At 61.2% G+C, this 12,717-nt stretch carries 6 protein-coding genes; 4 read left to right on the forward strand and 2 right to left on the reverse strand.

Annotated features, from left to right (window positions below):
* The first annotated feature begins 106 nt into the window (after positions 1-106).
* On the forward strand, positions 107-8,629 hold the full coding sequence (locus ACL2XP_RS11510) for a GH36-type glycosyl hydrolase domain-containing protein (RefSeq protein ID WP_413738638.1): 8,523 nt from the start codon (positions 107-109) through the stop codon (positions 8,627-8,629).
* Positions 8,630-8,772: 143 nt separating this feature from the next.
* Positions 8,773-10,308 carry a murein biosynthesis integral membrane protein MurJ gene (gene murJ, locus ACL2XP_RS11515; protein ID WP_413738639.1) on the forward strand — a complete coding sequence of 512 codons (1,536 nt, stop codon included), beginning with the start codon at positions 8,773-8,775 and terminating at the stop codon, positions 10,306-10,308.
* 28 nt (positions 10,309-10,336) lie between these two features.
* Here the strand turns inward: murJ and ACL2XP_RS11520 are convergent, their stop codons facing one another.
* The gene (locus ACL2XP_RS11520) at positions 10,337-10,720 is read right to left on the reverse strand and encodes a tautomerase family protein (protein WP_413738640.1); all 384 of its coding nucleotides are present in this window, start codon (positions 10,718-10,720) and stop codon (positions 10,337-10,339) included.
* Positions 10,721-10,730: 10 nt separating this feature from the next.
* Complete coding sequence (locus tag ACL2XP_RS11525; protein WP_413738641.1) at positions 10,731-11,042, reverse strand: carboxymuconolactone decarboxylase family protein; 312 nt, start codon at positions 11,040-11,042, stop codon at positions 10,731-10,733.
* 115 nt (positions 11,043-11,157) lie between these two features.
* Here ACL2XP_RS11525 and ACL2XP_RS11530 point away from each other — a divergent pair, with 115 nt between their 5' ends.
* Both ACL2XP_RS11530 and ACL2XP_RS11535 read left to right on the forward strand, forming a co-directional pair.
* Entirely contained in the window at positions 11,158-12,063 is a 906-nt protein-coding gene (locus ACL2XP_RS11530; RefSeq protein ID WP_413738642.1) for a LysR substrate-binding domain-containing protein, read from the forward strand.
* Complete coding sequence (locus tag ACL2XP_RS11535) at positions 12,063-12,674, forward strand: LysE family translocator (RefSeq protein WP_413738643.1); 612 nt, start codon at positions 12,063-12,065, stop codon at positions 12,672-12,674. Before ACL2XP_RS11530 ends, ACL2XP_RS11535 begins: the two co-directional genes overlap by 1 nt.
* Positions 12,675-12,717 lie beyond the last annotated feature (43 nt).

The raw sequence follows: 12,717 nt of genomic DNA on the forward strand, positions 1-12,717 counted from the left end.
GCGGGATGGCGGGGGACGGTCATTGCATTGAATCCATAATACGGCATGTTGCACGTATATTATTATTGGTTATGCCCGTGGCAAGAAGCCGCGGGTCGAGGCTGCTATGAAAAATTTATTGGCTGGGATATTTCGTTTCCGCGAGGCCTCGTCACCGTGGAATGACACTTCTCCCGTCAGAAGAGAATTGTTCGGCGTCGAACGGCTGGAACAACATGCACAAACCCTGGCGATGGCACAAACGGTTACCGCTAACCCCCCCTCCGTATCGTCGCTGCGCCTGCGGCTCAATGATAACGCCGCGGTATTGCTGGCGGCTTACCGGGCCAGCGCCCAGGAGCTGGAAAAGGGGCGTACCGTGGTGCCCGCCGCCGAATGGCTGCTGGATAATTACCATTTAGTCGAAGCGCAGATCCGCGAAATCCGCGAAGATTTGCCGCCGAGTTTCTACCGCCTGTTGCCCAAATTGGCAGAGGGTCCTTTCGCCGGTTACCCGCGCGTCTTCGGCCTGGCCTGGGCATTTATCGCCCATACCGATAGCCATTTCGACCCGGAAAATCTCAAGCGTTTTATTAATGCCTACCAACGGGTGCAGCCGCTCACCATCGGCGAACTCTGGGCGGTGGCCATTACCCTGCGAATTGTGCTCATCGAAAATCTGCGGCGCCTGGCGGATCAAATCGGCGAGGGGCGTAAAGCCCGCCAGAATGCCGAGGAACTGGCCAACCGGCTGCTGGCCAAGGGTAATGCGCAGGCGGCGATGGAAGCGGCGCACCTTTCCCGCTACACCACGCCGCTTAATGAGCATTTCGCCGCGCAGCTGGCCAAGCGCCTGCGCAATCAGGACCCTCGCACCACGCCCGCGGTGGCCTGGCTGGAAGAGCGTTTAAATCAGCAGGACAGCTCCATCGAGCTGATTGTGCAAAACGCCCAGCAACGGTTGGGCGCCTCCAACGTGACGGTGCGTAATATCATCACCAGCATGCGCCTGATTTCCGATATCGATTGGGCCACCTTATTTGAAAGCGTAAGCCTGGTGGACGACCGTTTACGCCAGTACAGCGCGTTTGACGAAATGAACTTCACTACCCGCAACCTGTATCGCAGCGCCATCGAACAATTGGCCAGGGGGTCGAGCTGGAGCGAATTGGAGATAGCCTCGCGGGTGCTGGAAGTGGCCCGCGACGCGGCGGCCGGCCAGACCGACCCTCTCGAAGCGGCCCGACTGGGCGATCCCGGCTACCATCTGATTGCCGGCGGCCGTTTGGCCCTGGAACGGGTCATCGAATTTACCCCGCCCTGGCGGCTGCGGATCAACCGTTTCGCCATCGAGCCGGGCATCACCGGCTATGCCGGAGCCATCGTGGTGGTCACGCTGTTATTGGCGGCGGGGGCGGGCGCGGCTTTACATCCGTCCCTCCAGGGCTTCGGCTGGCTGACGATATTCATCCTGCTGGGGCTGCCCGCGTTCAGCGATGCCGCCAGCGCCCTGATTAACCGGCTGGTCAATTGGCGTCTCGGCGCATCGCCGCTGGCCGGTCTGGCATTAACCGACGGGGTGCCCACCGCATTGCGCACCATGATCGTGGTGCCGGTGCTGCTCACCGACGAGCGGGATATCAATGAACAAATCGAACGGCTGGAAGTGCATTACCTGGCCAGCAGTACGGGAGATTTAACCTTCGCCCTGCTGTCCGATAGTTTGGATGCGCCGCAGGAAACCCTGCCCGGCGACGCGGCGCTGCTGGCCTGCGCTCAGGAGGGCGTAGCCCAACTGAACCAGCGCCACGGTCCCGGCCCGGCGGGCGCGCGGTTTTTGCTGCTGCATCGTCGCCGTTTGTTTAATGAGCGCGAATCCTGCTGGATGGGCTGGGAGCGCAAACGCGGCAAACTGCATGAACTTAATCTGCTGCTGCGCGGCGCAACGGATACCAGCTTTATCCCGGGCAGCCACGTGCCGCAAGGGGTGCGCTATGTCATCACCCTGGATGCGGATACCCGGCTGCCGCGCGAAACCGCGCTGCTGCTGGTGGGTAAAATGGCCCATCCCCTCAACCGGCCGAAATTCGACCCGCAGCGCAAGCGTATCGTCAGCGGCTACGGCATTTTGCAGCCGCGCATTACCCCCTCGCTGCCCCTGGGCAATGAAGGTTCCGTTTATCAGCGGGTCTTCTCGGGGCCGGGCGGCATGGACCCTTATGCCTCCGCGGTATCCGATGTCTATCAGGATCTGTTTGGCGAAGGTTCGTATACCGGCAAGGGTATTTACGATGTGGATGCGTTTGACGCCGCCTTGGACGGGCGAATTCCTGAAAATACATTACTTAGCCACGATCTGTTCGAAGGTATCTATGCCCGCGCCGGCCTGGCGTCCGACGTGGAGCTGGTGGAAGATTCCCCGGCCCGTTACGACGTAGTGGCGAAAAGACAGCATCGCTGGACGCGCGGCGATTGGCAACTGTTGCCCTGGATCGTCAACGGCCGCGGCGGGTTAAGTCCGGTGCCGCCCGTCGGCCGCTGGAAAATGATCGATAACCTGCGGCGTTCGCTGCTGGCGCCGTTTAGCCTGGTCGCCCTGGGGTGGAGCTGGTTATTGCCTCAACCGCTGGCGATCTTGGCGACGGCGATGATTGTCGCCGCCATCGCCGTGCCGTCTTTATTGCCCATCGCCTGCGATTTATTGCCGCGCCGCCGCCGTGTCCCGCTGCGCAAGCATTTACGCAACGTCGCCATCGATTTGCGTTATGCGCTGTTGCGCATCCTGATGCAGGTGGTGTTTTTAGCCGACAATGCCTGGCGCATGCTCGATGCTATCGTCCGATCATTATCCCGGGTATTTTTCAGCCGCCGCAAACTGCTGGAATGGACCACATCGGCCCAGACCGGCGGCAGCCCGCGCTTAAACCTGCTCGGCTTCTACCGGCAAATGATCGGCGGCATCATCCTGGGACTGGCGATGTGCGCGGTAATCGCCTTTTTCGCGCCGTGGAGCTGGCCGACCATCGCTATTTTTGCGCTGTTATGGCTGCTGTCGCCATTGATGGCCCTCTGGGCCAGCCGCGCGCCGGTCATTGCCCCGCAGGCCGTCCTGGCCCCGGCGGATGCCCAGTCGCTGCGCCTGACCGCCCGGCGCACCTGGCGCTTTTTTGAAACCTTTGTCACCCCGGTGGACAATATGCTGCCGCCGGATAATTTCCAGGAAGAACCGCGGCCGATCGTGGCCCACCGGACTTCACCCACCAATATCGGGCTGTATCTTTTGTCCACCGTGGCGGCGCGCGATTTTGGCTGGACCGGCACCCACGACAGCCTGCGGCGCCTTGAAGCGACGTTCGAGTCGCTGGATAAATTACAGCGCTATCGCGGTCATTTCTTTAACTGGTATGAAACCCGCAATCTGGAAGCCCTGGCCCCGGCCTATGTCTCCTCGGTGGACAGCGGCAATCTGGCCGGCCACCTGATCGTATTGGCCAACGCCTGCGAAGAATGGCAGGGCGTCGCCGTGGCGCCGGGCTGGCGGGATGGGGCGCGGGATCATTTGCTGCTGATCCGCCGGGCATTAAAGAAATCCCCCGATCTGGCCGAGCTGCCGCTGGGCGTATTGCTTGATGAAATCGCCCGCCAGCTTGAACTATCGCCGTCGGATGACGGACTGCTGGCTGACCTGGCCGCGCTCACCGAAGAGGCGCATGGACTGGTCTACGATCGGGACATAGACGCGGACGAAAAGCCTGAACCGGCCCTGCTGTTTTGGCTGGAAGCGCTGAAAAACGGCATTGCCGGCCACAATGAGGATCGGCTGCTGTCGCTGTCGGAACCGGCGGTAATGCACCTGCGCCTGCAATCCCTGGCGGATCGCGCCCGCGCCCTGGCGCTGGGCATGGATTTCCGTTTTTTGGTGGACGATGAACGCAAGTTGCTGTCGATTGGCTACTCTTTTACCGATAATCAGCTCGATAGCAGTTGCTATGATTTATTGGCTTCCGAAGCCCGCCTGGCCAGCCTGTTCGCTATCGCCAAAGGGGATATCCCCACCCGGCACTGGTTTCGCCTGAGCCGCGCGGCTATCCAATCCGGTAAAGGGACGGCGCTGATTTCGTGGTCGGGATCGATGTTTGAATATCTGATGCCGTCGCTGGTGATGCGGGCGGCGGCCGGTACGCTGCTGGAACAGACCAACCGGGTCGTGGTGGCGCACCAGCAGGCTTACGGTCAGGCCCTCAAGATTCCCTGGGGCGTCTCCGAGTCCGCCTATAACGCCCGCGATTTGGATTTTACCTATCAATACTCCAATTTCGGCGTGCCGGGGCTGGGGTTGCAGCGCGGCCTGGCGCAAAACCAAGTGATCGCCCCGTACGCCACCGCCCTGGCCTCCATGGTGGACGGCCGCGGCGCCATGCTCAATTACCGCCGGCTGGCGGAGATGGGCGCGCGCGGGGAGTATGGCTTTTATGAGGCGCTGGACTTCACGGCCGCCCGGCTGCCGGAAAACCAGAAAGTGGCCATTGTGCGCAGTTATATGGCTCACCATCAGGGCATGACGATCGTCGCGCTGGACAACACCCTGCTGGGAGGCGTCATGCGCGCCCGGTTCCATCGCGAACCGATGATCCAAGCCAGCGAACTGTTATTGCAGGAACGGATGCCGCGCGAAGTGGCGTTGACCAAACCCCATGCGGAAGAAGTCAAAAAAGCCGTGGTCAAATCCGCTCAGGAATATGTCATGCAGCGCCGCTTCTCCGCGCTGCCGGCCGGCGCGCCGGTCACGCATCTGGTATCCAACGGCCGCTACGCGGTAATGCTCACCGTGGCCGGCGGCGGTTATAGCCGTTGGGGCAATATCGCCATCACCCGCTGGCGCGAAGATGTCACCCGCGACGACAGCCGCTCTTTTATCCGCTTTCGCGATCTGCGCAGCGGCAAGGTATGGTCGGCCGGCCTGCAGTTGCAGGGAATGACCACCCAAAGCGAGCGGCGCATCCGCGCCTTGAAAGGAAAATCCTTCAACCAGGTGATTTTCAGCGAAGACGATGCCACCTTTATCCATCACGACCGCACCCTGACCACCACGCTTAATGTGCTGGTGTCCGGCGAGGATGACGGCGAAGTCAGGCGCGTGATGTTAACCAACAGCGGCCGCCGTACCCGCGAAGTGGAATTGACGTCGTATTCGGAAATCGTGCTGGCGCCGGACAATACCGATATTGCCCACCCGGCGTTTGCCAAAATGTTCGTGCAGACCCATTATCTGCCGGAATTTACCGCCCTGGTGGCTACCCGCCGCACCCGCACTCCGCAGGAACCCCACGTTTGGGCGGCGCATTTGGCCATCGTGGAAGGGGAGAGCCTGAGCGATCCGCAGTATGAAACCGACCGGGCGCGGTTTATCGGCCAGGGAACTTCGCCGACCTTCGGCGATGCCATCCTCGGCCGGGAGCCGTTGTCCAATACCGTCGGCACGGTGCTTGATCCCATTTTCTCCCTGCGCCGCCAGGTGCGTATTCCTTCCGGCAGTTCGGTGCGCGTGACCTTCTGGACGCTGGTGGCCTCCACCGAAGAGGAGTTGATGGCGCTGATTGACAAGCACCACGACCGCAGCGCCTATAAACGGGCCAAGACCCTGGCCTGGACCCAGGCGCAGGTCCAGCTGCGCCATCTGGATATCAATGCCGAGGAAGCCGCCGACTTCCAGCGCCTGGCGGCGCCGCTGCTCTATGCCGACTCGCGTTTCCGCGCGCCTTCCGACACCATCATTCGCGGTTCCGGCATTCAATCCGCCCTGTGGTCGTTGTCGATTTCGGGCGATCTGCCCATCGTGCTGCTGCGTATCGACGATGTCCAGGATATCGCCCAGGTGAAACAACTGCTGCGCGCCCATGAATATTGGCAAATGAAGCTGCTCAGCGTCGATTTGGTGATCATCAACGAGCACTCCTCGTCCTATTTACAAGACTTGCAAATCGCCATTGAAACCGCGGTACGCAGCAGCCAGTCCCATCCCCGCTATGCCGGCGACGCCAGGCGCGGCAATGTCTATACGCTGCGCGCGGATTTGATGAGCCAGGAAGCGCGGATGCTATTGCAGTCCATAGCCCGGCTGGCGCTGCTGGCGCGGCGCGGCCCTATCGGCAGCCAATTGGCCTCCCTGGAACTGCCGCCGGTGACCCTGTTGCCGCAGAGCAAATTGCACTTGCCGGCGCCCGGCCCGCTGCCCGTGCCCGCCGATTTGGCGTTTTTTAACGGCACCGGCGGATTTGCCCGGCATGGACGGGAATATGTGGTGGTAATGGATGGACAAACCCGTCCGCCCGCGCCCTGGATCAATGTGATCGCCAATCCCGATTTCGGCTTCCAGGTGTCGGCCCAGGGCGGCGGCTATACCTGGGCGCAAAACAGCCGTGAGAATCAATTGACCCCCTGGCTGAACGACGCGGTCCTGGACAGCGGCGGCGAGGCGTTGTATATCCGCAACGAAACCACCGGCGAATTATGGAGCCCCACCGCCCACCCCATTAATGACGGCGGCCGCTATCTGGCGCGCCACGGTTTCGGGTATTCCCGTTTCGAGCATAACACCCTCGATTGCGCGGCGGAGCTGTTGCAATATGTGCCGTTGGATGATGCCATCAAGATTTCCCGGTTAACCCTGCGCAACCTGGGCGATCAGACGCTGCATCTGTCCGTTTCCGCCTATGTGGAATGGGTGCTGGGCACCTCGCGCAGCGCATCGGGGCCGTTTCTTATCAGCGGCCAGGAAGAAAATACCGGCGCCATATTGGTGCGCAACTCCTGGGCTACCGCCTTCCAGGGCCAGGTGGCGTTCGCCGATCTTGATGGACGGCAGGATTCATTTACCGCAGATCGCACCGAATTCCTCGGCCGCAACGGCGCCATGCAAGCGCCCGCCGCTTTGGTGAACGGCAGCCGCCTCAGCGGCGCCAGCGGGGCGGGTTTTGACCCTTGTACGGTATTGCAGACCCATATCGAAATAGGCGTAAATCAAAGCGTTGAAGTGGTGTGGTTTATCGGCCAGAGCGACTCGGCGCAAAATGCCCGGTTACTGATAGAAAACTACCGCGCCGCCGATCTGGATGCGGTATTGGCTCAGGTTACCGAACATTGGCAACGGCGATTGGGCGCGATACAAGTGACTACGCCCGATCCGGCCATGGATATCATGCTTAACGGCTGGCTGCTGTATCAGACCCAGGCCTGCCGCATCCAGGCCCGCTCCGGTTTCTATCAGGCCAGCGGCGCCTATGGCTTCCGCGATCAGTTGCAGGACGGTATGGCGCTGACCTTCGCCCAGCCGGAGCAAACCCGCGGCCATTTACTGCGCGCCGCGGGCCGCCAGTTTATCGAAGGCGATGTGCAGCATTGGTGGCTGCCTCACTCGGGCCAGGGGGTGCGTACCCGCATTTCCGATGACCGGGTGTGGCTATCCTACGCCGTGGCCACTTACATCGCCTGCAGCCGGGATGAAGCGGTGCTCGATGAAGTGCTGCCCTATCTGGAAGGGCCGCGCCTGGCGCCTGGCGAGCACGATGCCTTTTTCCAGCCCATGGTGGCCGCCGAAAGCGCGACGTTGTACCAGCACTGCGTGCAGGCGATGGAACAGTGCCTGACCCTGACCGGTGAACACGGTTTGCCGCTAATGGGAACCGGCGACTGGAATGACGGCATGAACCGGGTGGGCGAGGGAGGCAAGGGCGAAAGCGTTTGGCTCGGCTGGCTGCTGATTCGCACCATCGCGCTGTTTGCTCCCTGGGTCGGCGCCCGGGAACCCGAGCGGGCGGCGCGCTGGCAGGCCCATGCGCAGTCCGTGCGCCAGGCCATCGAGCAAGACGCCTGGGACGGCGAATGGTATCGCCGGGCAACCTTTGACGACGGCACCTGGCTTGGCAGCAAAGATAACGACGAATGCCGCATAGACTCCATAGCCCAATCCTGGGCCGTATTATCCGGGGCGGCCGAGCCGCGGCGGGCGGCCACGGCGATGGATTCCCTCGATCGCTTATTGATCCGCCGCGAGGATAAGCTGGCGCTGCTGTTTACCCCGCCGTTTGATCAAACCGCCCACGATCCGGGTTATATCAAAGGCTATCCGCCCGGACTGCGCGAAAATGGCGGTCAATATACCCATGCCGCCATGTGGGCGATCCTGGCGTTTGCCGGCCTGGACCGGGGGGATAAAACCCATGAACTGTTTGCCCTGCTTAACCCGATCAATCACGCCTCGACGCCGGAGCAGGTGGCGCGCTATAAGGTCGAACCCTATGTGATAGCCGCCGATGTCTACTCCGTCGCGCCTCATGTCGGGCGGGGCGGCTGGACCTGGTATACCGGTTCAGCGGGCTGGATGTACCGCGCCGGCGTCGAGGGGATTCTCGGCATCCGGCGGGAAGGGGATATCTTGATTATCGATCCTTGTCTACCGGCCGCCTGGCCGGGTTTCGACGCCGAAGTGCTGGTGCTCGATACCCGCTTTAGCATTGAGGTGACCAATAGCGGCCGGCATCCGCGCGGGGTCAGCGAGGCGCTGCTGGACGATCGGCCGCTGGAACTGGTGGGGCATCGGGTACAAACGCCATTGGATGGCGGAACCCATCATCTGGTGCTGAAGTTATGATAGCGCTTACCGGGAGTAACAACTCTCGGTAGCGATTTTCTGAAGTCAGGGTAGACTAGGCGCACCACAAAAGGATAGGGATGTCGGCGGGGCTTGGCAATGCAACGAACCCCGACACCCGGGCGCTGTAGAAAAATAACACCATGAATTTATTAAGATCGCTGGCTGCTGTCAGTTCCATGACCATGTTTTCGCGGGTGCTCGGTTTTGCCCGCGACGCTATTGTCGCGCGTATTTTTGGCGCCGGCATGGCGACGGATGCATTTTTTGTCGCATTTAAACTGCCCAACCTGCTGCGGCGCATTTTTGCCGAGGGGGCATTCTCGCAAGCCTTTGTGCCGATCCTGGCTGAGTATAAAACCCAGCAAGGAGAAGAGGCGACCCGCACTTTTATCGCCTATATTTCCGGGCTGCTGACCCTGGCGCTGGCGCTGGTCACCGTAGCCGGCATGCTGGCGGCCCCGTGGGTCATCATGGTTACCGCGCCGGGTTTTGTCGATACGCCGGATAAATTTGCCCTGACGTCTTCGCTGCTGCGCATTACTTTCCCCTATATTTTGCTGATTTCCCTGGCGTCCCTGGTGGGCGCCATTCTTAATACCTGGAATCGTTTTTCGGTGCCGGCATTCGCCCCTACGCTGCTTAACGTCAGCATGATCGGTTTTGCGCTGTTCGCCGCGCCCCATTTCCATCCACCGGTGCTGGCCCTGGCCTGGGCGGTGGTGGCCGGGGGCGTATTGCAGCTCGGCTATCAGCTTCCGCACCTGAAAAAAATCGGCATGCTGGTTATGCCGCGCCTGCAGTTTCGCGATGCGGGGGTCTGGCGGGTGCTGCGTTTGATGGGGCCGGCGATCCTCGGGGTTTCGGTCAGCCAGATCTCGCTGATTATCAATACCATTTTCGCCTCGTTCCTGGTCTCCGGCTCGGTCTCCTGGATGTATTATGCCGATCGCCTGATGGAGTTTCCTTCCGGCGTGCTGGGGGTGGCGTTGGGCACCATTTTGCTGCCGTCGCTGGCGCGCAGTTTTTCCAGCGGCAACCATGATGAGTATTCACGCCTGATGGATTGGGGGCTGCGGCTATGCTTTGTCCTGGCTTTGCCGAGCGCGGTGGCCCTGGGGATTCTGGCTAAGCCCCTGACCGTGGCGCTGTTTCAGTACGGACGGTTTTCCGCCTTCGACGCTTCCATGACGCAGCGCGCGCTGATGGCCTATTCGGTAGGGCTGATCGGACTGATTATGGTGAAGGTGCTGGCCCCGGGGTTCTACTCCCGCCAGGATATTAAAACGCCGGTGAAAGTGGCGATTATCACGCTTATCTGCACGCAGCTCATGAACCTGGTGTTTATCGGCCCGCTGAAACACGCCGGGCTGTCGCTCTCCATAGGCCTGGCCGCCTGCCTGAATGCCGGCCTGCTCTACTGGCAATTGCGCAAGAAAAACTTCTTCCAGCCGCAGCCGGGCTGGGCCGGTTTCTTAATCCGGATGTTTGTCGCCGTGGCGGTCATGGCGGCGGCGCTGCTGGGCATGATGTGGGTCATGCCCGACTGGGCGCAGGGCAATATGCTGGCGCGGCTGCTCAGGCTGGCGCTGGTGGTGGCGGTAGGGGTGGTGGTGTACTTCGCCACGCTGGGACTCCTGGGATTCCGCCTGCGGCATTTTGCCCGTTCGGCCGGGTAATCATAACCTCACGGGGCCGAACCCCGGCTCACGGCGGGGCAAACATTGCTCCGCCGCCAAATGACCAATCCTGCGGACGGTTCAAGGTGATGACGATCATCACATCCTGCGGCCTGACGTGCAGCTTTTGCTCCAGCGTCTCGGTCAACCGGCGATAGAACATCCGTTGGGTATCAAGGTCGCGCCGCCGGCCGGCGATAATCTGCAATAATATAAAATCCTCGGAACGCGGCCCGCAAATATAGTCGCGATCAACCACCAGCGACTCTGGGGGAACTTGATCAATCACCTGGAAACAGTCGCCGGGCGGCACGTCGAACCACGCCACCAGATTTTGCTGGAGCAAAGATGACAGGTCCTGGATAAACGCCGGCGCTCTGCCTTGGCGCAGCGTAATACGAGTGAATGGCATATTGCACTCCTTAAGATTGAGGCCAATTGGCCAGCGAGGCCAGGGCGGACGCCGCCGCCGGCCAGCCGGCGTAAAACGCCAGATGGGTTACTAACTCGGTTAATTCCGTTTCATTTACGCCGTTATCGCGTGCCAGCGCCAAGTGATAGGGCAATTGTTCCGTTCGCGCCAGCGCCACCAATGCGGCAACGGTTATCAGGCTGCGGTCCCGGGGCGTTAATTCCGGCCGCTGCCAGATATCGCCGAATAAAACCTGTTCGGTGATTTGCGCCATCTTGGGCACCAGGCGGGCCAGATCCTGTCGGTCGAGGGATTTTTTCATGCGCTTGTCCTGTGGGTTTCGGGTTGCTGGGGTGTTCAACGCCAGCTTAGAAGGTTATGATGGTTTTTAAAATCGGTATTAACAGCATCAACCATCCCGAAATACAGGACTGATAATGGGCGAACCGCGACGCATCACCTTTGATTTGGACGCCTTACGCAGTTTTGTCGCCGGCGTAGAATTAGGCAGTTTTAGCCTGGCTGCGCAGCGGCTGCACCGATCCACCTCCGCCGTCAGCGCCCAATTGAAAAAGCTGGAGCAGCAAAGCGGCGCCATATTGCTGCAAAAGCGCGGCCGCGGCCTGGCGGTAACCGCCAGCGGCGAAGTCATGCTGGCCTATGCCCGCCGGTTATTGGAACTGAATGACGAAGCCGCCGGGGCCATTACCGGCCAGGATCTCGACGGCAGCGTGCGCATCGGTATGCAGGAAGACTTTGGCGAAACCCTGCTGCCCGCTATTTTAGGGCAGTTTTCCCGCGCCCATCCCCAGGTGCGAATCTCCGCCAGAATCGGGCGTAACGCCGAGCTGCTTGACGGCATTATTCGCGATGATCTGGATCTGGCCCTGAGCTGGCAAGGGGAACCGACCACGGCCCATGCCCGGCAACTGCAATCGGTCGCGCTACACTGGATCGGCAGTCCACGCTGGGAACCGGGGGCTTATCTGGGGAGTAATGAACCGCTGCCGCTACTGGTGTTTGATGCGCCCTGTATTATGCGCAGCTTTGCGACGGCCGCGCTCGATCGCGCCGGCGTCCCCTGGCGCGTCGCGTTCACCAGCCGCAGCCTAAGCGGTATTTGGGCGGCCGCCAGCGCGGGGCTTGGCATTACGGTGCGCAGCGCCATCGGCAAGCCGGATACGCTAAGACTGCTGGATCATCCCGCGCTGCCCGCACTGCCGGCGCTGGGGATTGTGCTGCACCAAAGCCATGCGGAGTTGCCTGCGGCCACCGCACGCCTGGGGGAAATTATTTGCCGGCAACTGGCCGCAGGGGCATTCACCCGCCAGGAGATCGCATAATGGAGTGGAATGCCGTCATTGCCGTATTGAGCGTTTATATCGTCGGGGTGGTCGTGCCGGGCCCGAATTTTGTCGCGGTGGCCCATACCGCGGCCTCGGCTACGCGCTCGGACGCCCTGGCGGTGGCGGCCGGGATAGTCGTGGTCAATTTATTTTGGGCGAGCTGCGCCATACTCGGAGTGGGGTTGGTGTTTGCCGCTTTCCCCTGGCTGGCGCTGGGGGTGAAGATCGCCGGGGGGCTTTATCTTATGGCCTTTGGCCTCCGCCTGATTCGGCGTTCCCATCGCGCTGCGCCGGCAACGGGCATCACGGCTGACCGCGGATTCCGCCGTTCCTTCCTGCAAGGGTTCGCCACCAATATCGCCAACCCCAAGTCCATCGCCTTTTATGCGGCGGTGTTTTCCTCCGCGACGCCGGCCCATGTCGCCTGGCCGACCTTTTTAGCCATGCTGGCGGTCGTGGGCGTAGTGGCGACGTCCTGGTACGGGACCGTGGCATTATGCCTGTCGCTAAAACGCGTAGCCGTGCTGTATCGGCGGGCTAAACGCTGGGTGGATCGCTGCTGCGGCGCGGTGATTATGCTGTTGGGACTGCGCCAGCTGCTGCGCTGATTGGGGCGTCGCCCGGTTAACGGCGAAAAAAAACCGCGCGCGG

The organism is Sodalis sp. RH21, assembly GCF_047324175.1.
Lineage (GTDB): Bacteria > Pseudomonadota > Gammaproteobacteria > Enterobacterales > Enterobacteriaceae > Acerihabitans.

Excerpts from the sequence above, each read along its gene's own strand:
- murJ (WP_413738639.1), top strand. The coding sequence starts at position 8,773 with ATGAATTTATTAAGATCGCTGGCTGCTGTCAGTTCCATGACCATGTTT.
- ACL2XP_RS11525 (WP_413738641.1), bottom strand. The coding sequence starts at position 11,042 with ATGAAAAAATCCCTCGACCGACAGGATCTGGCCCGCCTGGTGCCCAAG.
- ACL2XP_RS11530 (WP_413738642.1), top strand. The coding sequence starts at position 11,158 with ATGGGCGAACCGCGACGCATCACCTTTGATTTGGACGCCTTACGCAGT.
- ACL2XP_RS11510 (WP_413738638.1), top strand. The coding sequence starts at position 107 with ATGAAAAATTTATTGGCTGGGATATTTCGTTTCCGCGAGGCCTCGTCA.
- ACL2XP_RS11535 (WP_413738643.1), top strand. The coding sequence starts at position 12,063 with ATGGAGTGGAATGCCGTCATTGCCGTATTGAGCGTTTATATCGTCGGG.
- ACL2XP_RS11520 (WP_413738640.1), bottom strand. The coding sequence starts at position 10,720 with ATGCCATTCACTCGTATTACGCTGCGCCAAGGCAGAGCGCCGGCGTTT.